Genomic DNA, 23,220 nt, shown 5'->3' with positions numbered 1-23,220 from the left:
GGTCACTCGATCGGGAAGCGACCGGAGAACTCGATGCTGCCTGCGCAGGTCCACGCTGCGAGACGCTCTGCATCGGAGGGGCCGCCGTCGAGAGGGCTGGTGAGCGCAGGCCGGCGCACCCAGCAGCCGGCCTCCTCGGCGATGAGGGCGCCCGCGGCGAAGTCGTGCTCGTTGAGGCCGCGCTCGCCGTACGCGTCATGCGTGCCATCAGCGACGAGGCAGAGGTCCAGCGCTGCAGATCCGAGTCGGCGCATGTCCCCGAAGCCGTCCATGAGGCCGGGCAAGAAGGCCGCCTGTTCTGCGCGGACGCCCGGGTCGTAGCTGAACCCGGTCGCAAGGAGCGCGGACCCGGCGCCGGCGCGGCCCGCTGCGGGGCCTTCCAGCTGGCGCGGGTCGCCACGCCCGTCGGAGCGGAACGCTCCCCCGCCCCGAACGGCCCAGTACTCCCGGTCTAGCGCCGGCGCGCTCACGACGCCGGCGAGCCAGTGGCCCTCGGCATCGGCGACCGCGACGCTCGTGGCGTAGTAGACGATGTCCCGGATGAAGTTCGTGGTCCCGTCGAGCGGGTCGATCGACCAGCGGAAGCCGCTCGGATCCTCGACGGTTGTGGTCCCGTCTTCCTCGCCCGTGATGACGTCGCGGGGCCGTTCCGACGCGAGGACGTCCCTCACGGCCTTCTCCGCTGCCAGGTCGAAAGCCGTGACCCAGTCGCTGCCGGAGCTCTTCGTCTCCTGCTCGGCGTCACCCACGGCAAGGGTCCCCGCCGCGCGGCCGGACAGGACCGCCGCCCCGGCGGCAGCCGCGCGCCGGGCCGTCGCGAGCAGGCCCGCCAGAAAGTCCAGTGAGTACTGGGCGCTCACGGCGCTGGCTCCTCGTCCGTCTCCGCGTCCTCCTCGGCCTCGCCGATCCGGGCGGCGAGTTCCTCGCCCGTGGAGGCGCCGTCGTCGACCGCGGGATGCCCCGCGACCGGTGCCGCTTCGCCCTCATCCACCGCAGCCTCCGCATTCCCCGGGCCTTCGGCGAGGAGCTTGACGAAGCCCGCCTCGTCCAGAATGGGCAGACCGAGCTGTTCGGCCTTGTCGAGCTTGGATCCTGCGCTCTCGCCGGCCACCACATAGTCGGTCTTCTTGGACACGCTGCCGGAGGCCTTGCCGCCGCGGATGATGATGGCCTCCTTGGCCTCGTCGCGGCTGAAGCCCTCCAGGCTTCCAGTCACGACGACGGTGAGCCCCTCGAGCGTGCGGGCCGCAGACGCGTGCTGCTCGTCGGCCATCGCCACGCCCGCGGCCTTCCAGCGGTCGACGATCTCGCGGTGCCAGTCCTCGGCGAACCATTCGATGAGAGCGTCCGCGATGATCGGCCCGACCCCGTCGACCTCAGAGAGCTGCTCGCGGGCGTCCGGGGCCGCGAGCACCGCACGCAGGGCATCCATGGACCCATAGCGGGTTGCGAGTGCGCGCGACGCCGTCGGCCCCACGTGCCGGATGGACAGCGCCACGAGCACGCGCCACAGCGGCTGGGACTTGGCCTTCTCGAGCTCGCGGAAGAGCTTCTCGGTGTTGGCCGTGGGCTTCGACGGCGTCTTGGCCGTGGGCTTGGTGTAGAAGTACGGCACGAGCTCCCATTCCCCCGTGCCCGCCCCCTTGGCGCGCTTCTCGCGGCGGATCATGACGTCGCGAAGGTCCTCCGGAGCGAGGTCGAAGATGCCCGCCTCGTTCTCAAGCGGAGGAGTCTCGGGAGCGGCGGGCTGGGTCAGAGCGATCGCTGCCTCCCAGCCGAGCGCCTCGATGTCGAAGGCCCCGCGGCCTGCCAAGTGGAACACGCGCTCGCGCAGCTGGGCGGGGCAGGAGCGCGCGTTGGGACAGCGGACGTCCACTTCGCCTTCCTTGGACGGCGCCAAGGACGTGCCGCAGAAGGGGCACTCGGAGGGCATCACGAAATCCCGGACCGGCGGATCCTGCTGCTCTCGGAGGGCGAGGACCGGCCCCACGATCTCCGGGATCACGTCGCCGGCCTTGCGCAGCACGACGACGTCGCCGATCATGACGCCCTTGGCCTTCACGACGTCCTGATTGTGAAGGGTGGCCATCTCGACGGTCGAACCGGCGACCTTCACGGGGACCATGACCCCGTAGGGGGTGACCCTTCCCGTGCGACCCACGTTGACGCGGATGTCGAGGAGCTTGGTGTGCACCTCCTCCGGGGGGTACTTGAAGGCGACCGCCCAGCGCGGGACCCGCGAGGTGTGGCCGAGCGCGCGCTGTGTCGCGAAGTCGTCCGCCTTGACCACGATCCCGTCGATCTCGTGGATGAGGCTGTGGCGCTTGTCGCCGTAGCGCTCGATGAAGGCCAGAACCTCCTCATAGGTGTCGAGAACCTCGTAGTAGGGGCTCGTGGGCAGCCCCCACGCTTTGAGGAGCTCGTACGTCTCGGCCTGGCTCGACGACGAGAGCCCCTCACGGGCACCGATTCCGTGGACGAACATGCTCAGGGGCCGCTTGGCGGTCTCGGCCGGGTCCTTCTGGCGCAGCGATCCGGCGGCGGCGTTGCGGGGGTTGGCGAGCGGCGCCTTGCCCTCGGCGATGAGTGCTTCGTTGAACTCGTTGAACGCCTTGGTGGGTATGTAGACCTCGCCGCGGATCTCCACCTCGTCGGGGTGGCTGTCCCCGGCGAGACGCTGGGGGATGTCCTTGATGGTGAGGACGTTGTGGGTGACGTCCTCACCGGTGCGCCCGTCACCGCGGGTCGCCGCGCGGACGAGCTCGCCCTTGCGGTAGAGGAGGTTGACGGCCAACCCGTCGATCTTCAGCTCAGTGAGCCATCTCGCGGGCGGAAGTCCGACGGCGGCAACGCTCGCCTCTGCGCGGCGGATCCACGCTTCGAGCTCATCGATCGAGAAGACGTCCTCGAGGCTGTACATGCGCGCGAGGTGCTCGACGGGGGCGAACGCAGCTGTCGCTTCGCCGCCCACCTCCTGAGTCGGCGAGTCGTTCGAGACGAGTTCGGGGTGCAGGGCCTCGAACTCCTCCAAGCGCCGGTACAGGACGTCATACTCGGCGTCGGAGATGAGCGGCGCATCCTCGTTGTAGTACGCGGCGCGGTGCCTGCGCACCTCGTCTGAAAGGGCCTCGTACTCCTCCCTCAGAGACTCGGGCGGGACTACGGCCTCGTCGGAGACGGCTTGGCTCACGGATTCAGCGCTCACGGTGACTATCTTGCCCTAACCCTCCGACACTGTTCCGTGCGGTCTCTTCGACGGTGCCACCGCAGGCCTTCCTTAGCCGAGGCTCCAAGGGTGGGAGGCTGCCGCGATGGTGTGTCGAACCGGCTCCGCACCTCCTCGCGTCCTCGCTCCAAGAAGCAGCCGCCGAGGACCCGGGCCCTCGCTGGCGAGGCAGCGGCCGGGCCCGGTACGCGCCGACCGCGGCGATGCGACGGTTCCTCGGCGCGCGCGACCGCACGTGCCGCTTTCCCGGGTGTGACCGACCTGCAGCGGCCACCGCGGCGGACCACACTCACGAGCGGGCCGACGGCGGTACGACCGAGACCGACCATCTCGCCCTCCTGTGCCGGGATGCGGTCGCCCGCGGACGAGCGGCGATGGACGACCCTGCGGATCAGAGACCACAGCCGGGCACGCTCGAATGGACGTCCCCCTCGGGCCGAACTACGTGACCTGTCCGCACAACGACGCTCCTCCGCCGTTCTGGCGTCAGACGGTCAGGTCCTCGTACGCCGTCTGCACCTTGAGCGCGCGCCCGCGGGCCACGTAGTAGCCGCGGCCGGGGACGTACTTGGGGTTGCGGATCCTGCCGAGTGGCGTGCTGAGCAGCGAGTCCCCGTCCATCTCGGTCGGGTTGAGCAGGAGCCCGCGCCGACCGTTCTTGAACGGCTGGGACAGGCTCCACGCGGAGCTCCAGCCCGAGGTCTCGGACTCCCCGACCGCCCACAGGCCTTCACGGTCCATAGAGGTGATCAGCGACGAGAGCCCCGCCTCGGCAAGCGTCGAGTCGAACTCTGGCAGCCCTTCGACGAACAGGGCGAACTCGCGCACGCCGACGTCCAACTGGAGCCCATCCGCCGCGGAAGCGACCGCATCCTCGCCGACATAGCTCGCGTCCCACAGCGGCAGCCCCGCGATGGGGGACTTCCGGGGCCCGACGTACACGCGCCGCACCCCGGGCCGCGCGCGCCGCAGCGCGGCCGCGAGGGCCACCAGTGCGGTCGTGCGTCCCGACCCCGGCGGCCCGCTGAGCATGAAGGCCCCGGACGGGTCGACGAAGAGCGGTTCGAGCGTCGAGTCCTCGAGGCCGAGCGCAACGCGGCCGCTGTCGAGCGGGAGGTCAGCGCCCACGACGATGTCGGGCAGGTTCCGGATGCCCGGCGCCTCCGCGACGTCCTGGCGATGCATCGCGGCGGCAAGCCTCGCGACCTCGCGCGCCTGGACCGCCACGTTGGCGTTGCCTCCCAGGACGGCGAGCTGGACCTCGAGTCCGTCGACGACGCCGCGTCCCGGAGGGGACTGGGGCGTGACAACATCCTTCGGCTGGCCGAACATCATGTAGTCGTCTTCGCCAGTCATGCGCAGGACGATGCGCTTCTGGACGCTCGCCGCGATCGAGGCCGGGATGGAGTTGGTGCGGTCGCCCGTCATGACGAGGTGGACCCCGACCGCGCGGCCATCCGACGCCAACTGCGTGAGCACGTCGAACACGTCGTTGTCCGCCGAGTACTCGTAGAGCTCGCGGAACGCGCCCATGCCGTCGATCAGGACGATGATGCGTGCCTCGTCAGGGCGGTCAGCGAGGCGCCTGTACTCGCCGATCGTGCCCGCCCGGGCGGCGGCATAGCGCTCCGAGCGCTCGTCGACCAGTGCGGCAAGGTGCCGCATGAGCCGCCCCACGCGCTCGGCGTCGTCCGCGTCGATCACCGCGCCGACGTGGGGCAGGTCGGCGAGCATGTGCAGGCCACGCGACCCGGCGTCGATCCCGTACACGTGGACGGGGCCGCCGCGCACCGTGACGGCGGAGGCGACCGCGATGGTCCGCAGGGCGGCCGACTTGCCGGCGCCGCCTGTGCCGTACAGGGCCATGTTGCCGTCGCGGTCCGGCTCGTAGGAGAACGTCGGCTGGCTCTGGTGGGCCGGGTCGTCGACGACGCCCAGCAGGAGCCGCTCGTCGGTGCGGGGGTTGGGGAGCTTCGCGAAGTCGTAGGTCTGCGGCAGCTCGGCCAGCCACGGCTTGCGGGGAACGTCGATCGCGAGGCGGTCCGCCGCGGTCGAGACGGTGCGGACCATGCGGGCGATGTCGTTGGGACCCTCAGTTTCCGGGCCGCGGTCCGCGGGGTCGGCCGGGGACTCCCAGGAGGCTCCCGTGCCGAAGTCCATCTCGGCGATGTCGATCCGCGGCTTCGCCGGCCGGTCCGTGGTCCATCCCGAGGCGTAGCCGGTCTGGAAACCCTGGACGCGGCCCGGCCCGGTCTTGGCCGCGCCGCGCCCCGGAATGGACGGATCGAAGTAGGCGGCCGTCTTCTCACCGAGGATGTCCTCGGAATCCGCCTCGTCCGCCATGCGCAGCGCGATGCGCAGGTTCGTGTTGGCCCTCAGGTTGTCCTTGATGACGCCGGCGGGCCGCTGCGTGGCGAGGATGAGGTGCAGGCCGAGGGACCGTCCGCGCGCCGCGACGTCCACGACGCCGTCCACGAATTCGGGCACCTCGGTGGCGAGCGCGGCGAACTCGTCGACGACGATCACGAGGTACGGAGGCGTATCGGGGTCTCCTGCCCGCTCCATGGCGAGGAGGTCCTTGGCCTTCTTCCGGTTGAGCAGGTGTTCCCGGTGGTGCAGCTCGGCGCGCAGGGAGGTCAGCGCCCGGCGGACCAGGTGCGGGGACAGGTCGGTGACGAGGCCCACCGTGTGCGGGAGGTGGACGCAGTCCGCGAACGCGGCGCCGCCCTTGTAGTCGACGAACAGGAAGGTGACCCGGTCTGGGCTGTAGGCGCTCGCCATGCCGAGGACCCACGACTGGAGGAACTCGGACTTGCCCGCGCCGGTGGTGCCGCCCACGAGCGCGTGCGGGCCGTCGTTCTTGAGGTCGAGGAAGAACGGCTCGACCCCTTTGGAGCCGACGAGCGCGCGGAGGCTCCCCTTCGCCTTCGGATTCGGCACGGCGGTCCCGCGCACCGAGTTGGACTGCCTCCAGCGCTCGGCGACCGTGCCGGCGTCGTCCGCGATCTCCTTCCCGGCGAGGGTGACGTAGGAGACGGACCGCGGGAGGTCGGAGTCGTCGTCCACGGGCTTGCCGACGTCCACGACCGGCGTCATCATCCGGCCGAGCTGGACGGCGAGCGCCGCGTCCACGCTCTCGCAGCTCACGGGGTACGTGTGCCGGCCGAGGCGGACCTGGCCGCTCGTGGCCCCGTGCTCGCCGTCGACCACAATGAAGTCGCGGCAGCACTGCGGAAGCTGCTCGGCACCGGCGGCTACCCACACCACGTGGATGCCGAAGTCAGGGCCCAGCTCGGCGATCCGCGTCAGACGTCCCCGGTCCACGGGAGCGTCGTCCTTAACGAGGACGACGACGGTCGGCACGATAGCCTCGGTCACGCCCTCGTGCTCGTCCTTGACCGCGCCGCGCCGGCCTCCCGCGGCGCGCAGGGCGGGCGACGACGACGGGTCAGCCCCGGCGCGCACGGCCAGGAGCTCCTCGAGCCGCATCAACAGGAGGCTTCCCGCGGCCGACCCGGCCGCAAGATGGTCGCCGGCGAGGGGCGAGTGCGGGGACCCGACGTGCGGGAGCCACTGGAGCCAGGCCCATCGCTCCTTCGACCCGTGCGAGGCAAGCCCTGCGATCGCGACCTCGGCGGGCGAGTGCAGCCCCGCGATCTGGAGCACGACGCCGCGCGCGACGTTCTCGACGAGGCCGCGCGGCCCCGCGATCCCAAGTCCGCCGCCCTGCCGCAGGCTCGCCGTGATGGGCACGGCGTCGACGACCGCGAAGCGCTCGGCGGCCTCGTGCAGCCGCCGGGTGAACTCGGGCAGGGTCTGGCCCTCCTTGGGGAGCGAGACCCGGACGCGGCTGGGTGCCGCGCCGAGCCCGAGCCGGACGGAGAGGAACTCGCGGTGCTCGGGCGCGTGGGTCCACAGCAGCGGACCGAGCCGGTAGACCGAGTCGACGGTCTCGGCCACCGAAGGCGCCTCCTGCAGGCGCACCGCACGTTCGACGTCCTGCAGCTCGGTCATCTGCCGGGCGAACTCGGCGAGCCGCTCCTCGAAGATGCGCGTCTCCTCGCGCAGCTCCTTCCTCGTCTGGCGCCGGAACTCGAGCCACATCCCGATGGCGAAGAGCGGCATCATCGCCATGAAGATGATCGACAGGACGCTCTGCAGGACCACGAACATGACGACGCCCATGACGATGGGCAGCATGATCATGACGACCGGGAACGGCTGGTCCTTGGGCCGCTGCGGCCCTTCGGGCAGTTCGCGTTCCTGCTGCGGGAAGCGGGGCACGACCCGCGGCGACCGGTTGAACGGAACGAGCGGAGACGTCTGCGACCGGCCGGCGCCGTGCCCGAGGCCGACCACCGAGACCGTCGTGTCCCCCAGCGTCACGGCGTCCGACGACGCCAGCACGGCCCGCGAGACGGTGTGCCCGTCCACGACGAGGCCGTTGGACGAGTTGAGGTCCGCGATCTCGATCGTCTCCCCGACCGTGATGCGGGCGTGGCGCTTCGAGGCCAGCGGGTCTGTCAGCGGAACGTCGACGCCGTCACCCCGGCCGATGAGGCTCGCCCCGGCCGGCAGCGAGAACTCCTTGCCGGCATCCGGCCCGCTGAGCACGCGCAGGGTCGCTGCAGCCGGCCCGCGGTCGATCCCCCCGGCGGGGGAGTCTGGGTCGACGCGCGAGATCGACACAGTCGATCCCTGCCGCAGCCCCGACTCGAGCAGGTTCGCGGCCGGATCGAGGATCCTTCCGGTCATGCCCCCGGCGAGCACCGACTCGTCCACACGCAGCGTGAGGCCCGAGAGCGCTCCCGCGCTGATGTGTCCCTCCTGGCGGCGAGCGGGGTCAGCGAGCCACAGCTCGCGTGCCACGTCGCCGACCGTGGCGAGGCCGTCCACGGTCACGGCGAGATCCGCCGCGGCCTCCGGGTCCCGCCGGAGCGTGAGCCTGATCCGCACCTAGTCCCCCTCTGCCCCGTGCCGCGCGCGCCCCGCCTCGGCCTGGCTGTCCAGCAGCGCCAGGTCGGCGGTCGTCACGAGGTGGGAGCTCACGGCGTGCTCCACGAGCCGCGCCCTGCGGTTGGTGGCGAGCTTCCCCCCGCCGGCGCGCAGGCCCACGACGCCGACCCGGTCGAGCTTGTCGCACACGTTGTCCAGCTTGCGGTTGAACTTCGTCAGCGCCCACCCGAGCCGCTTCGCAGCGGCAGCGGAGGTCGGGATGGAGCTCAGGCCCGTCCCGTCGCGGCGCAGCATCGGCTCGGCCAGCGCCACGATGACGGCCTTCTGCGAGTCGGTGAACGTGATGGGCCCGATCGTGGTCTCGCCGATGTCGTCGCCGGCATCCTCGGCAGGGCGCTGCCGGAACGCCGGGGTGCGCAGGCGGACCGAGAACTCGTACGTGGTCGAGCCCGCCGTGAAGATCACGTTGGTGTGGCCGAACACGAGGGGGATGCGCGCCCCCGGGACGACCCATGCCTGCAGCCCGCCGCTCACGTCGGCGACCGTCGCGGACAGCAGCGACCCGACGTTGGCGAGCCACCAGATCCCGTCCACGTGGGAGATCTCGAGGAAGCGGCGGTGGAGGTACGGGTTGTCGTCGACCTCGAGGTCGCCCTCCCGGCCGATGCTGAACACGTCTTCCGTGTCCGGGCGGAACAGTTCGCCGCAGAACTCCACGACAAGGTCGTGCGCGGCAGCCCCCGAGCCACCGTCGGTACGTGCAGTGCCGTCCGTACGTGGTGTGCCGTCGGTATGTGCAGTGTGGTCCATGTGCCTTTCGCTCCCCAGCTCGGCGTGTGGTTGTCCCGCGTCCCGTCTCAGCCGGGGACGCATGCGCTCGGTGCGCTCTCGTCCATCGCCCCGGCACTCCCGTCACTGCGCCGCACGACGACGCGCACGCACGTCTGCCCCGGTTCCTTCGGGACGGTGACGCTCGGCTGCGTGACCGAGGTGGGCGGCTGCTGCCCCGTGACCCGCAGGACTGTGACCATGTACGCGTCGCCGGGCTTCGGATCGGGGTTCTTCCACGTGAAGGTGACCCCGGAGGCCGCCGCCGTCCCCCTGAGGTCTGCCACGCTCGGCACGGCTCCCGAGTCGACCGCGTCGACCGGCGGGGCGCTGTGCGCCGTCTGGTTCGGGGCCGGCCGCGCCGCGAGGCCAGGGGCAAGCAGCACGCCCGCCACCACCGCCCCCACGAGGACCGTTCCCGAGGCCGCGGACGCGATGAGCGCACGACGGCGCCGCGTCGCCCCGTGTGCGCCGGCGCCCCCCGCGGCGTTGGCGGCCTCGGGCCCGGCAGTGGTCGGGTGTGGGCGCTGACCGGGTCGCCGCGGGGCCGCGTGGTCCCGGTCGCCGCGCAGCACCGTCGCGTCCCCGCGGAGCACGGTCGCGTCCCCACGCAGCACGGTGTCGCCGGCTCGGAGCTGCACCGAATCGTCCAGGGCACGCGCCGAACGGTCCCACCCGGGCGCCGCATCGCCTCGCGGCACGGTCGGGTCTGCGAGGCCGGTCCCTGCGCCGGCGCTGGGCGCGGTCTGGCCGTCCCCGGTGCCGGTGCCCGGCCGTACCCGAAGGACGGTGGAGTCCTCCGCAGGCGGCACCTCCGCCGCAGCCTCCGGGGAGCGCTGAGCCCCTGCCCGCGACCGGGCGGTGCGACTGGAGGCCGGGCCGACCGCGCGCCCGGCCTCTCCCGTGCTCTGTGGGCTGATGGATACTATGCCGCGCACCCGGGTCTGCTCGAAGGCGGAGTCCGGATCGTCGTCGTCCGTGGGTTCCTCGAGCACCTCGAACGGCGTCACGGAGAGGTTCAGCTCGCTCTGGATCCGCTGGAGCGCGAGCGCGAACGTGTGGGCGGACGAGTAGCGGCCCTCGGTCGACTTGGACATCGCCGTGGACAGGACGAGCTCGAGGGACCCGGGAACGTCCGCCCGGCCGATCGGGGGGACCGGGGAGGAGTGGATGCGCTGGACGAGCGAGCGCTGCGAGTTGTCCCCGCCTGGGATGACGAACGGCGACCGTCCGGCGAGGAGCGTGTAGAGGGTGGCGCCGAGGGCCCACACGTCCAGGGCGACGCCGTCGACCGCGCCGCCGCGGAAGGACTCGGGCGGCGACCACGGGATCGACATGCCCATGTCGGACTCCCCGCCGCCCTCGACGGTGCCCGAGATGCCGAAGTCGGTCAGCGCCGGGCGGTTGTAGTCGGTGACCAGGATGTTGGCGGGCTTGATGTCCCGGTGGGCGATGCCGGCCCGGTGCGCGGTCTCGACGGCCGAGGAGACCTGGATGCCGATCGCGAGCACCTCGTCGACGCTGAGCGGCTCGCGGCGGTAGCGGATGTCCAGGCTGGGCCGGGAGCAGTACTCCATGGCGAGGTACGAGTGTCCGTCGGCGGTGGTCTCGGCCTCGTAGATCGTCACGATGTACGGGTGCGAGGAGAGCTGGGCCATGAGGTTGGCCTCGGACTCGAACTGCCTGCGCGCGCTCTCGGTGCGCAGGTCCGAGACGAGGACCTTCACGGCGACCTTCCGGCGGGGCCGGTCCTGCTCGTACAGGAACACGTCCGAGAAGCCGCCCGAGCCCAGCAGGCTCAGGTAGCGGAAGCCCGGCAGCTGCGGCGGCGGGGCTGGCGGGCGCTTCGAGCTCACGGCACCGCCTCGAAGCGCAGCGTGACGCCGTCGCCGAGATCGGCGATGTCGCCGTCGAGCACGATCATCATCTCCCCCTGCGCGAGCCGCCGCGGCGCCTGCCCGGGCCGCTCCAGGACGGTCCCGTTGGTTGCCTTGAGGTCCCGCACCATGACGTGCCACCCCTCGAGGCGCACCTCGAGGTGGTTGCGCGAGATGTCACCGGACGGGCTCGTGACCGACACCAGCCGAGGCATGCCCCCGCTCGCGACCCGCGAGACGGACGGCTGCCGCCCGACCACGAGCGGCTGGCTCAGCTCGATCACCTCGCCGTCCGGGAAGCGGACCCTGCCCAGGGCCGGGCGCGGCAGCTGCTCCGGCTCCCCCGAGATCGGGTCGCCGCAGGAGGCGCACTGTGCGTACGACGGCGGGTTCGCGTGCCCCTGCGGGCAGCGGCGCCCGACGACGAGCGGTCCCGGTGCGCGCCTGCCTTCGGACGACGCCGGCCGGGCCGCCTCGCCTGCCGGCCGGCCCTGGGACTCAGGCGGGACCGTGAGGTCCAGGGCGTCGACGTCGCTGCGCATGACCGTCTCGCCGTCGTGGTCGCCGAACAGCTCGGAGGTGATGGAGCGCTCAGGGACGGTGTGGTGCTCGGGCCGGTCGGAGGAGGGGCCCCACGGCACCGAGTCGATGAGCGGCGGTGGAGTCCAGGGCGCGGGCTCGGGGTCAGCAGCGGGTTCAGGCCCGACAGCCCGCTGAGATTCGGCAGCCCGCTGAGATTCGGCAGCCCGCTGAGATTCGGGCGTGCCAGTGGGAGGCATGGCAGCGGGTGCTGCGGTGTTCGCGCCGTGGTCGACGTCGTTGTCGGGGACGCCGTCGGCGTCCTCGGAACGGACGGCCGCGTCCTCGACCGAACGCAGGACTGTGCTTCCCCACAGGTGGTCGTAGCCGGAGGTGGTGGTCGGGAGCTCCTCATCGGGGACCGCGGAGGGTGCCTCCGCCGCCTCGGAGGCCACCGCATCGGCGGCAACCGTCATCTCGGGGGCGACGGTGGCTTCGGGAGCCAGCGTGGCGTCGGGCGCCACAGCGTCGGGCGCCAGGGCTTCGGCCACGCTCGTCGCGTCAGGGGCCGCAGGCACAGGCGCGCGTGTACCGGCCGAGACGACGACGGCGTCCGCTCGCACGGCGCCGCCCAGGAGAGGGAGCGTCCGTCCTTCAGCGCCGTCCTGCGAGGCCGCGCCCAGCAGCTCGACCGCCGACCACGTCGCGAACGCGCGCTCGAGCCACGTCCCCACCTCGGCGCCGCTGACGCGTTCGGCGCCAGTGGGCGTCGTGACGGTGGCCCGGACGTCACCGCGGACGAGCAGCCGGAGCCGGTCCCCGTGCTCGGCGACGCCGAAGGACGGGAGCCGCCCCACGCCGAACTCCGCCGTCAGCGAGTCGAGGACTGCGTAGAGGTCTGCGCCCTCCGACGCGAGCGTCTCCCAGAGCCGCCCAAGGATGGCGTCCGGGAGCGTGGCGGGGACAAGGACGGTGAGGGACCCCCGCACGAGGAGCATGGCATCGCGCCCAGGCCTGTACTCACGATGGCCGTGCTCACGCGCCGTCATCGGTCGCCCCTTCGTCACGCCCCTGCTCGGCTGTGGGCCCTGCGTGGGCGGCCGGCCCGGTGCCGTCTGCGTCACGGTCCCGCGTCTCCTGCCCCGGGGCGAGCCGCGGCGCCGTCTCGGGCAGGGCGAGCTCGCTGGCGGTGTCACGGGCATCCACCACGATGACGGTGACGTTGTCGCGTCCGCCGGCCTTGATCGCGGCGTCGATGAGGGCGTCGACCGCGTCCTGAGGGTGCTGGCGGGTCATGAGGACGCAGTGGATCTCCCCGTCGCGGAGCTCGCTGGTGAGTCCGTCCGAGCAGATGAGGAGCCGGTCTCCGTCCTCGACGGGCAGCAGCCAGAAGTCGGCCTCGGCGTCCTCCCCGGTGCCGAGCGCCCGCGTGACGACATGCCGCCGCGGATGGACCAGCGCCTCCTCTGGGGTGATCTCGCCTGCATCGACGAGTTCGCGGACCTCGGAGTGGTCCACGCTGATCTGGTCGAGCTGGCCCTGGGCCGAGAGCCGGTACGTGCGCGAGTCGCCCACGTTCGCCACGAGCCAGTAGGGAACCGAGGAGATCTCGATCAGCACCGCCCCGGTGAGCGTCGTGCCCGCCCGGGCTCCCGTCGCTTCACGGATGCGCCAGTCGGCGCGCTCGATGATCTGCTGGATGTCCTGGGCGGAGGCGCGGTGCGTCCCCGGCTCGAGCTCGGGTGCCTCCCGGAGGGTGTCGACAGCGAGCTGGCTCGCGACCTCGCCCGCCTCGTGGCCGCCCATCCCGTCCGCGACCATGAACACGGGGTCCTGGGCCAGGAACGAATCCTCGTTGAGCTCCCGGCGCAGGCCCCGGTCGGTGCCGAATCCCACGGTGAGGGTCAGCCGGGGCTCCAGCTCGGGCGAATGTCCCTCGGTCACGCGCGGCTCCTGCCCACAGAGAAGAAGTAGTCGCCGAAATGCACGACGTCCCCGGCGTCGACCTCCACCGGCTGACCGGCCGGGGCCGGCGACGAGCCGCCGTCACCCCGCACGATGCGCGTCCCGTTCGTCGACCTGCGATCCTGCACCCAGACCCTGCTCCCGTCGCTCCATACCGCCAGATGCGTCTTGGAGACGCTCTTCCCCGGGTCGTCCACCGCGAGGAGTTCCTGGACCGTCTCTTCCTCGTACCCTGCGGGGTTGCGGCCCACCAGCACCGGCCCGCGCAGCGCGACGCGCCGCCCGTCACTGAAGCTCAGCACGACCTCGTCTGCGCCGGCCCGCTCGCCCGCGACCCGGGAGAACCGCGTCTGTCCCACCTCGGCGTCGGGATGCACCTCGGCGGCGGGGTGCACGGCGGCGGAGGGCTGGCGGTCGGGGCGAGGCACGGACGACGGCGCGCTGGTCACCGGGGCCGCGCTGGTCACGGGGGTAGGACTGCGCACGGGCATGGGGGAGGCCACTTCCTGCACGGCAGGGAGCTCGGGCCGCGGCGCGAACGAGGCGGGTCCATTGATGCCGCCGGTCGTGAGGGGGTCCCGCCCGGCCCGGACGTCGAAGACGAACGTCCGTGCGGCCTTGTCATGCCAGCCCTGGCGCTTGCTGTTCGGGTCGAACGCGTTGGAGATGAGGGCGAGGATGACGCCGACGAACGGGATGAGGCAGATGAGCCCGAAGACGAGGTTCCGGACGAACACGGCACCCCAGCCCGGGGCGAACCCTTCGAGGCTGCTTGTGCGCAGGCCGAGCATCGCCTGGCCGGGAGTCTTCCCGGTCTTGGCCTCCCACGCCCAGCAGAACACCCAGAGGGCCATCCCGAGCACGCCGCCCACCACATACCAGACGGTGGCGGCGAGGAGGGCCTGCTGGTCGGCGCTCGTCGGGTAGCGGCTGCCGGACAGGCTCAGGAGCGACGCGGCCCCGAGCGCGAACGGGACGAGCTGCAGGAGCCACGCGATCCCGAGGTCGATGAGCTTCGCGCCCGCCCGTTTGCCGGTCGACGCATTGGCCAGCTCGAGATTCACCACGGTCCCCACCATCCCCTCACGTCCGTGCCCCTCACGTCCCGGCCGCTCGTGACCCGGCCGGCTGTCTCCCGGCCGCCCGTGCCGCTGCAGGCCGTGCGGTTGAACCGCGACGTCGCTGGAAGGCGCCCCAGGCGCGGGACCGTCGTGCGCCAGCACGCCCCGGACCGGGCCAGCTCCGTGCCGGCGTGGAGCCGGGGTACCGCAGGTGGGGCAGTAGAGCGCCCCCCGCCGGACCATACTGCCACAGGCGGCGCACACGTCAGCGCTCACGGCGTCCCCTTCGTCGTGCCGCGCGGTCCGCGTCGCCGCGCCAGTGCCACGGCACGCCGGGCCGCGAGGAACACGCTGGCCTCGGCCACCAGCGACCGCGGCGAGTACCTGGCGCGCTGTCGGCGCCAGAAGCCCACCGAGCCGCGCATCCTCTCGAGCGAGCCGTCGACGTCGGCCCAGTACGCCTCGATCTCGGCCTCGCTCGGGTTCCCCGCCCCGAACACGGCGGCGTCCGCGCGGTGGGCGAGCGCCGTCGTCGTGCGTGCGGTGTCCGGGAAGGCCTCCCCGAGGGCAGAGGCGGTCTCCCGCCGCGTGCTGCGCGTGTCGAGGCTCGCGCCGAGGTCCGTCGCGGCGTCGGTGACCTCGCTCCAGCCCCCGCTCACGCGGTCGGCCGGGCGCTCGGCGCCCAGGCGCCTGCGGCGGCGGCGCAGCTTGAGCCAGGCGATGAGCAGCAGCGGGAGCGCCAGGACGGCGACCGGGATGAGGCCGATGCCGATCACGGCGAGGATCGGGCCGAGGAGGAGCCAGAGGTCGTTCTTCTTCTCCTCGTCGTCCAGCACGTCCGGGCGCGAGTCCGGCGGCAGTTCCACCGGGGCCTGGGGCGGGGGCGGGGGCTGGAGGACCTGGGGGCGGGGTTTCGACTGCGCCTGAGGGTCCGGCGGGATGGGGACGTTGTCCTTGGGCGGCGTCGGGTCGAACGCAACCCACCCGTACCCGGCGAAGGCCACCTCGACCCACGCGTGGACGTCCTTGCCCTTGATCTCGAGCCTCGCGCCCGCGGGCTGCGGCTGCTCGGGGTAGAAGCCCATGACGACCCGGGCGGGAATGCCCAGTTCGCGGGCCATGAGCGCCATGGTCACCGCGTACTGCTCGTCGTCGCCGACCATCTGCTTGGCGGTGAGCATCGCCCGGAGCCTGCCGGCGCCGTGGCCGGACAGGCTCGGCACCTGCCCCTCGGCGATGAGGCCATTGCTGAAGGCGCCGAACTTCTGGAAGTAGGACTCGAGGGTGCGCACCCGCTCGATCGGCGTCTGGCTGTCGGCGAGGATGTCCCCGGCCTTCGCCTGGAGCACCTGCGGCACGCCGTCGACCGTGGGCAGGGTCGTCTTGGCGAACTCGGCCTGCGCGAGCTGGGCGTCGTCGGGGCGCCTCGGCTCCTGAACCTGGACGGTGTAGCGGTCGCCCTCGGCGAGGCCCGCCGTGGTGATCGCGGTGTCGGTGAGCGGGTTGAAGTAGAGCCCCTCCCCCGCGGCGCTGTCCGCGTCCGCGAAGGCGATGCCCGTCGTCATGCGCCCGCTGGGGAGGAAGTAGCCGCGGTAGCCGCCCACGGTGACGTCGAGCGCGTAGCGGGTGCTGCCGGTGCCGGACGCGTCGGCGGCGGCGATCGACGCCGCGTCCCCGACCTTGGCGAAGCTGCCCGACCCGCTCTGGTCGACGTTCGCGACGGTGCCGTCGTAGGAATCGAGCGCGGCCAGGCGCACGCGGCCGCCCTCGGGCAGGCCCGCGACCGTGAAGAGCGTCGTGTCGCGCTGGTCCTTCACGAGGCTGCGGAAGCCCGCGAGCGGGCTGATGTAGCTGCGCGGGTCGAAGGGGGGCACGACCCGGTCGCGGAGCACGTCGCGCTGGGCGCCGGCCGTCAGCGCGGGCGCTGCGAGGAGGCTCAGCGCCGCGGCCACGGCGACCATGGCCGCGCCGAGTCCTGCCCGGCGGAGCCGGCTTGCCCTCGCCGATCCCGCGTCCGGCACAGTCGTCTCGCCGGAGACCACGTGGGTGGTCCGGCCCCGCTCTGCGTGCCGGCGGAAGGACGCCCAGATGACGCCGACGACGGCGAACGCGACGCCGCGCGGGAGGGCGAGGAACGCCTCGTTGGTGCCGAACGCGATGCCGATGGCGAACAGGGCCGCGAGCGGGAGCAGGGGCCAGTACGGACGGCGCACGCGCCACGCGGTGAGGCCCGCGGCCAGAGTGCATGCGAAGGCGCTCAGGTAGGGGACCACGAGCATGCCGGCGCCCGTCCCGAGCGGGGCGGCGACGGTGAGGTTGTCCTTCCACGACACGACGATTCCGAGCAGGAGCGTCCGCAGCGACGCGAGGGTGGGCACGACGCCGGCCGCGGACTCGTCTGGGGTCGCGACGAGGCTGCCGACGAGGAGGTAGGCGAGGAAGGCGGCGGCCACGGTGACGAGGACGCCGAGCCGGAGCCGTGCCGAGGCGAAGGCGACGCCGAGGCCCAGGACGGCCCCGGCCAGGCCCGCGAGCAGGTAGTGGAGGTCGCCGCCGTACGCGAGGTGGAACCCCGCGATGGCGAGCCCCGCGAGGACGAGGATCGCCGCGGCGTCGACCGCCTGGCGGAGGGCCGCCCGCTCGGCGCTCATGCGGCGGCCTTCCGCAGCACGGGGGCGAGCTCGTCCAGGTCCCCGACGGTGAGGACGTCCAGGTCGGCGATGCTCGCACGTGCCGGCGCCGCGCCGGTGTGGCAGCGGATCGCAAAGGTCCGGATCCCCGGCGGGATCGCGGCGGCGGCCGCACGGAGCTGCGTGGGGGTCACGTGCGCACCGACCACGAGGAACACGACGGAGGCGTTCGGCACGGCGTCAGCGGCCATGCGGGCGGCATCGACCGCGGTGGGCCGCATCGCAGCGGCCTGGAGGCGGGTCAGGTCGTCGAGGAACCGGCGGGGGCTGTCGGCGCGGAGGGGGCCGCGCTGCGTCAGGGCGCTGAGCTCGCGCTGCTCCGCGAGGGCCTGCCGCCCGATCGACCCGGCGACGGAGACGGCGAGCTCGAAGTCGTCGTCGTGCTCGTACTCGCCGAGGTTCGCCGAGAGGCACACGGCGAGGTGGGCCCTGCGGGTCTCCTCGAACTGGCGGACCATGAGCGTGCCGGTGCGGGCGGTGGTCTTCCAGTGGATGTGACGGCGGTCGTCTCCGGGCACGTACTCCCGCAGGGCGTGGAAGGACACGTCGGAGCTGGCGAGCTCGTTCGTGGGCAGGCCCTCGAGGTCCCGGATGAAGCCCGCGGCGGAGGTCCCGAGCACGGTCGTGCGGGGGTGGACGTAGAGGTCCTGCGGGTCGGTCCAGGTCACCTGCCGGCGCAGGAGGCCCAGCGGATCGGCCCGCACCGAGCGCACGGGCCCGACGACGATCACGGCCCGCCTCTGCGTGGGGATGGTGAACAGCTCCTCGTGCGGGACGCCCGGACGCATCCGCGGGAGGTGGAACAGCGCCGTGACGGGGCCCACGGGGAGCTCGAGGAGCGAGGGCAGGACGGGGCGCTGGGCGGTGTTGACCACCTCGATGCTGCCGACGGCGTGGTCCCCGACCGCCACACGGGTGCGGGCGAGGTCGAGCGAGACCGCGTAGGTGCTGCGGCCGAGGACGAACGGCACCGAGACGAGGAACAGCGCGACGCCCAGCAGCGCGGCTGCGGTCGCCTCCTGCCATCCCCAGACTGCGCCGGCGACGGCGAGCACCGCGGTGGCGGCGGCGACGAGCCAGCCGAGCGGGCTCACGGTCGACGCGACCGGGTCGACACGCCTGCGGTACAGCGCAGCGGCGCGGGCGACCCAGGGCGTCGCGGCGAGCGTGACGAGCTCCCCTGCCTCGCGCAGGGAGCGGAGCCGGATCCGCACGGCGTCAGACGGCGGCGCGCGACTGCGGCGCGGCGACCTCGCCGAGGACGCGCTCGAGCACGCGCTCGGCGGTGACGCCGGCGAACTCGGACTCGGGGTCCATGACGAAGCGATGGGTCCACACGACAGGGGCGAGGTCCTTGACATCGTCCGGAAGGACGAAGTTCCGGCCGTCGGACGCGGCCCAGACCTTCGCGGCGCGGACCATGGCGATCGCGCCGCGCACGCTCACCCCGAGCCGGGTCTCGGGCGCGTTGCGGGTGGCCTCGCACAGCCGCGAGATGTATTCGAGGACGGCCGTGTCCACATGGTTCTGGGCCGCCAGATCCGCCATCTCTGCGACCGCGTGGGTCGTGATGATCGGGCTGAGGTCCCGGGAGCGGTCCTTGACCGAGGAGCCGCCCAGGAGGCGCACCGTCGAGGCGTGGTCCGGGTAGCCGATCGAGGTCTTGATGAGGAAGCGGTCCAGCTGGGCCTCCGGCAGCCTGTATGTTCCCGCCTGCTCGATGGGGTTCTGGGTCGCCATGACCATGAAGGGCCGGCCGGCGTCGTAGGTCACGCCGTCGACGGTGACGCGGGACTCCTCCATGACCTCCAGGAGCGCGGACTGGGTCTTGGGGGAGGCGCGGTTGATCTCGTCGGCGAGGACGATGTTGGCGAAGATCGGGCCCTTGTGGAACTCGAACTGCTGGCTCCGCTGGTCGTAGATCGTCACGCCGGTGACATCGGAGGGCAGGAGGTCGGGAGTGAACTGAATGCGGGAGTTGGTGCCCTGGACGGTGGCGGCGAGGGCGCGCGCAAGGGAGGTCTTCCCCGTGCCGGGGGCGTCCTCGAGCAGGATGTGCCCCTCGGCGAGCATGGCGGTGAACGCGAGGCGCACGACGTGCTCCTTGCCGAGCACCGCCTGGCCGACGTTGGCGGCGAGCCGTTCGAAGGTCTCCGCGAACCACGCGGCCTGTTCGGTCGTCAACGTCATGAGTTCCCCCTGGAAGTGGTTGTTCCTGCGTCCGGCCTACGGGCCCCGAGCCCGGCCGCGACGTCCCGGAACAGCCTAGTGGGTTCCCGCGGGGGCCCGCGATGGGGAGGCCTCCCCGTCCCGGCCGGACCCGCCGGCGCCGCTCAGTCGAGCACAATGCCCGGGCCGGTCCCGGGGCGCAGCGCGACGGGGTGGATCTCCCCGAAGCCGCGCACGAGCTGCGGGGCCTGCGGGTCGAGCACGAACCGCTCGTCCTCCCCGAGGGCCTTCGCCGTGATGTCATCGATGAGAACCTGGCCTGGCTCGGCGATGGCCGTCAGCCGGGCAGCGAGGTTGACGGTGGGGCCGTAGATGTCCCCCAGCCTGGAGAGGACGCGTCCCCAGACCATCGCAACGCGGCACTCGGGCAGGATCTCGTCCTCCGCGAACTCCCTGGCCAGGGCGAGCGCGATCTGGGCCCCCGCCACCGGGGTCTCGGCGATGTAGAGGACTTCGTCGCCGATCGTCTTGACGAGCCGGCCGCCGCCCACCGAGATGATCTCGGCGCAGCGGTTCTCGAAGCGCTGCACCAGCTGGGCGAGGGTCCTCTCGTTCATGCGCCGGGACAGCGACGTGTAGGAGACGAGGTCCGCGAAGCCGACGGCGCGCGCGAGCGGCAGCGGCGCGTCGTCCTCGGAGCCGTCGCGGCCCTCGGCGCTGCGCTCGAGCCCGGCCTGGGCCCGCAGCGCCAGGCGCTGCACGCCCGCGGTGAGCTGCCGGCGCCACGAGTAGACCAGCATCTCCTCGAGCGGGCCGATGAGCTCCGGGATCCGGTCGATGAGGGCCCTTCGGGCCTCGGCGTCGGAGAGTCCCTCCGTGGACACCATGTCCTCGATGAGGGCCTCGACCTGCCACACCACCATGCGGTCCGTCATCTGGCCGATGGCGCGGGTGACCGAGATGGCGGCGTCCTCGGTCAGGACGCCGTCACGGACCAGGCGCGGCATCACCTTGAGGTGCTCGAGGTCGGCCTGGGTGAAGGCGAGGTCGTCGTCGGTGAAGTTGGGCATCCCCAGGGCCCGCCAGAGCTTGCGGGCCGAGTACAGCGACAGCCCCACCCCGGCCGCGACCTCGCGGCGCTTGAGGGTCCGCTCGCCGCCGAGCAGCATCGCCTCGAGCTCCTTCGGGGAGATACGCCGCTCCTGGGGCGGCGCCGGCTGGACCGCGCGCGACTCCTGGTCGCCGAGATCCTGCTCCTCGAACGCAGGCTCGTCATACCGCGGCTCGTCAGGCACTGGCTCCTCCATCACTCCCCTCCCCTCATTCATCCCTCAGCTCCCACGGCAGCGACTCGTCGGTGAAGTCTGTGATCGTCTCGTCGTCGTCGATGGGCACCCACTCGGCGGCGGGGAGCTCCTCGATGGCGTCGAGGACGAACTGCCGGAAGCGGCGCACCTGGGGCACGTCGGTCAGCGTGAGCTGCGCCGCATGGCCCGAAGCCAAGGTTAGCGTCCCAGACCCGAGCATCCCTTGGAGGACGCCCTGCCGGACGTCCACGTCCCGGACCATCGACAGGGGCATCTCCCGGTCCAGACGGCGCAGCCCCCGCTGGCGGCGCATCACCCGCCGGCTCGTGAGGACGTAGCTCACGGACCGCCACGCGACGACCCGGCGCAGGCAGTACCCGAGAGCCACCCACGCCGCGAACGCCACGGGCACGAACGGGAGCCACGCGCGCGTGGCCGGGGGCACCCAGGGAAGCAGGCCTTCGAGCCGCCCTCTCCAGAGCCATCCGGCAGCGAAAGCCGCGGCCCCGCAGACGGCCACGAAGGCGACCGCGGGCAGCACGAGCATGCGCGGCTGGCGGCGCGTGCGGACGATAAGCTGCTCCCCCGGTGTGAGGATCCTACGCATAGCCGCCGGCGGCAGGCCGGAGGTGCACGACGTCGCCCGCCGCCACGGCGTGCCGCGCACCGTCGTCCTCGACCACCAGCAGGGCTCCGTGGCGGTCGAGTCCGGTCGCCCGGCCTTCCAGCATGCGGCCGCCCGGGAGCTCGACGCGCACCCGCTTGCCGAGCGTGACCGTCGCGTCCTCGACCTGGCCGGCGAGCCCCCGGCCGCCTGCAAGCGGGGCGTCGGGGTCGCCGTCGACCGCGCAGAACTGCCGGTACCGCCGCGCGAACGCGGCGAGGTAGGCGGAGAGGACCTGTTCGCGGGGCAGGTCGCGGCCGGTGGCCACACGGACGCTCGTGGCGGTGGGAACGGGCAGCTCCTCCTGCGCCTGGCCCACGTTGATCCCGGTGCCGAGCACGACGGCGGGTGGCTCCTCGTGCGCGCCGGGTGCCAGCTGGGCGAGGATGCCGGAGATCTTGAGGCCGTCGACCACCACGTCGTTGGGCCACTTGACGCTGGCTTCGAGGCCGGCGGTCTCGGCGAGGGCCTCGCGCAGCGCCAGGGCGGCGAGGGGCGAGAACCACGAGTAGCTCTGGGTCGGCAGGGGCCGGCCGGCCCGGTTGTGGGGGCGCAGGAGGACGGAGACAGCGATCGACGTGCCCTCCGGGGACTCCCAGTGCCGCTGGAGCCTGCCCCGCCCGGCGGTCTGGTGGCTCGCTGCCAGGACGGCGAGGTCGCCCCACTCCTCGGGGGCCTCGCTGGCGAGCCGGGTGAGCTGGGCGTTCGTCGAGTCGGCCTCGTCGACGATCTCGAGCCGGGACAGCCCGGCCTCACGCGCGGCGTCGACCCCGAGGAGCGTCCTGTCGAGGGGTCCGCGGGCCGGGGTCTGCGCGTGTTCGTCCATGCGTGAATCCTACCGACGCCGCCTCTGCCGAAGGCTGCGGCACCGCCAGCCACGGGGCGATTCAGAGGAAGATGTCGGGAATCAGGCGGTCCTCGGGCGCGCCGAGGCTGTAGGGCGAGAAGTCGGTGACGCCTGAGGCGCGGAGGACGTCCTCGTCGATGAAGAAGTTCCCTGTCGTGGCCCGCGGGTCGGAGGTGAGGACGGCGTAGGCGGCGTCGGCCACGATCTGCGGCGAGCGGCCGGCGGAGGCGAGGGCGTCGCCGTCGGGCATCGCGCGGATTGCCGCGGTGTCGATGAGGGTTGCGGGCCACAGGGAGTTGACGCCGATCCCGTCCCCGCGCAGCTCCTCGGCGAGCCCGAGCGTGGTCAGGCTCATGCCGTACTTGGCCATCGTGTAGGCGAGGTGCCGGCCGGCCCACACCGGGTCGAGGTTCAGTGGAGGGGAGAGCGTGAGGATGTGGGCGCCACCGCCCGACGCCGCGGAGGCGCGCAGGGCCGGGAGGGCCAGCTTGGAGAGGAGGAACGTGCCACGGACGTTGATGTCCTGCATCAGGTCGTAGCGCTTCATGTCCACGGCGTCCGTGCGGGAGAGGTCGATCGCAGAGGCGTTGTTGACGACGGCGTCGATGCCTCCGAAGCGCGTCATCGTCGCCTCGACCGCGCGAGCCACGTCCTCGTCGCTGCGCACGTCGCCGACGATCGGCAGGGCGTGGCCGCCCGCAGCCTCGATCTCCGCGGCCGCGGTGTAGACGGTGCCGGCGAGCTTCGCGTGCGGCTGGGCCGTCTTGGCCAGCAGCGCGATATTCGCTCCGTCTGCTGCGGCGCGCTTGGCGATCGCCAGGCCGATCCCGCGGCTGCCGCCGCTCATGAGGATGGTGCGGCCGGACAGGGACGCGGCGGAGCCGGGTGTGATCGAGGTCATGGGAATAGTGTAGGCGATGATGTTACCGACGAGTAACAAGCGGTCCGGGCGATACCCGCCCGAGCCGGCCCGCCGCCGTCGTGCGCCACGCGACCGCCGCAGGCCAGAAATTGTAGGGTTCCTACAGCCGCCCGCCGCGGACGCCTCACTAGACTGAGGTGACGTGTCCGCCGGTTGTGCGGAACCTACAGAGCACCCCGAGGGCGCATG

General features: G+C 72.5%; 15 protein-coding genes. All 15 read right to left on the bottom strand.

Going from position 1 to position 23,220, the window contains the following annotated elements; genetic code table 11:
* Window positions 1-2: 2 nt before the first annotated feature.
* Window positions 3-860, bottom strand: a complete 858-nt coding sequence (locus tag ABD298_RS10750; protein ID WP_425564379.1) for an inositol monophosphatase family protein — start codon at window positions 858-860, stop codon at window positions 3-5.
* Window positions 857-3,205: an NAD-dependent DNA ligase LigA gene (gene ligA / locus ABD298_RS10745; RefSeq protein ID WP_425564378.1), complete on the bottom strand. Its 2,349-nt coding sequence runs from the start codon at window positions 3,203-3,205 to the stop codon at window positions 857-859. Before ligA ends, ABD298_RS10750 begins: the two co-directional genes overlap by 4 nt.
* Before the next feature lie 507 nt (window positions 3,206-3,712).
* The gene (locus ABD298_RS10740; RefSeq protein WP_344299680.1) at window positions 3,713-8,182 is read right to left on the bottom strand and encodes a type VII secretion EssC family protein; all 4,470 of its coding nucleotides are present in this window, start codon (window positions 8,180-8,182) and stop codon (window positions 3,713-3,715) included.
* The gene (locus ABD298_RS10735) at window positions 8,183-8,992 is read right to left on the bottom strand and encodes a hypothetical protein (RefSeq protein WP_344299679.1); all 810 of its coding nucleotides are present in this window, start codon (window positions 8,990-8,992) and stop codon (window positions 8,183-8,185) included.
* Window positions 8,993-9,039: 47 nt separating this feature from the next.
* Window positions 9,040-10,866 carry a serine/threonine-protein kinase gene (locus tag ABD298_RS10730; protein WP_344299678.1) on the bottom strand — a complete coding sequence of 609 codons (1,827 nt, stop codon included), beginning with the start codon at window positions 10,864-10,866 and terminating at the stop codon, window positions 9,040-9,042.
* Window positions 10,863-12,455 (bottom strand): FHA domain-containing protein, encoded by a 1,593-nt coding sequence (locus ABD298_RS10725; protein WP_344299677.1) that lies wholly within the window; start codon window positions 12,453-12,455, stop codon window positions 10,863-10,865. Before ABD298_RS10725 ends, ABD298_RS10730 begins: the two co-directional genes overlap by 4 nt.
* Window positions 12,442-13,350, bottom strand: a complete 909-nt coding sequence (locus ABD298_RS10720) for a PP2C family protein-serine/threonine phosphatase (RefSeq protein WP_344299676.1) — start codon at window positions 13,348-13,350, stop codon at window positions 12,442-12,444. Before ABD298_RS10720 ends, ABD298_RS10725 begins: the two co-directional genes overlap by 14 nt.
* Window positions 13,347-14,438 carry an RDD family protein gene (locus tag ABD298_RS10715; protein ID WP_344299675.1) on the bottom strand — a complete coding sequence of 364 codons (1,092 nt, stop codon included), beginning with the start codon at window positions 14,436-14,438 and terminating at the stop codon, window positions 13,347-13,349. The genes ABD298_RS10720 and ABD298_RS10715 overlap by 4 nt, the downstream gene beginning before the upstream one ends.
* Window positions 14,439-14,704: 266 nt before the next feature.
* On the bottom strand, window positions 14,705-17,083 hold the full coding sequence (locus tag ABD298_RS10710; RefSeq protein ID WP_344299674.1) for a transglutaminase TgpA family protein: 2,379 nt from the start codon (window positions 17,081-17,083) through the stop codon (window positions 14,705-14,707).
* A complete protein-coding gene (locus ABD298_RS10705) occupies window positions 17,080-18,336 on the bottom strand; it encodes a DUF58 domain-containing protein (protein ID WP_425564377.1) in 1,257 nt (418 codons plus the stop codon). The genes ABD298_RS10710 and ABD298_RS10705 overlap by 4 nt, the downstream gene beginning before the upstream one ends.
* A 4-nt stretch (window positions 18,337-18,340) precedes the next feature.
* Complete coding sequence (locus ABD298_RS10700; RefSeq protein ID WP_344299673.1) at window positions 18,341-19,312, bottom strand: AAA family ATPase; 972 nt, start codon at window positions 19,310-19,312, stop codon at window positions 18,341-18,343.
* A 143-nt stretch (window positions 19,313-19,455) separates the two neighbouring features.
* Window positions 19,456-20,598 (bottom strand): adenylate/guanylate cyclase domain-containing protein, encoded by a 1,143-nt coding sequence (locus ABD298_RS10695; protein WP_425564376.1) that lies wholly within the window; start codon window positions 20,596-20,598, stop codon window positions 19,456-19,458.
* A gap of 13 nt (window positions 20,599-20,611) precedes the next feature.
* Window positions 20,612-21,205, bottom strand: coding sequence for a PH domain-containing protein (locus tag ABD298_RS10690; protein ID WP_344299672.1), 594 nt, complete (start codon window positions 21,203-21,205; stop codon window positions 20,612-20,614).
* On the bottom strand, window positions 21,198-22,088 hold the full coding sequence (locus ABD298_RS10685) for a biotin--[acetyl-CoA-carboxylase] ligase (RefSeq protein WP_344299671.1): 891 nt from the start codon (window positions 22,086-22,088) through the stop codon (window positions 21,198-21,200). Before ABD298_RS10685 ends, ABD298_RS10690 begins: the two co-directional genes overlap by 8 nt.
* A 61-nt stretch (window positions 22,089-22,149) precedes the next feature.
* Window positions 22,150-23,010: an SDR family oxidoreductase gene (locus tag ABD298_RS10680; RefSeq protein WP_344299670.1), complete on the bottom strand. Its 861-nt coding sequence runs from the start codon at window positions 23,008-23,010 to the stop codon at window positions 22,150-22,152.
* Between the last annotated feature and the right edge of the window lie 210 nt (window positions 23,011-23,220).

Source organism: Sinomonas flava (assembly GCF_039531875.1).
Taxonomy (GTDB): domain Bacteria; phylum Actinomycetota; class Actinomycetes; order Actinomycetales; family Micrococcaceae; genus Sinomonas; species Sinomonas flava.
Note: the sequence above shows the minus strand (reverse complement) of the source record. Positions and strands in the feature narration are given on the sequence as shown.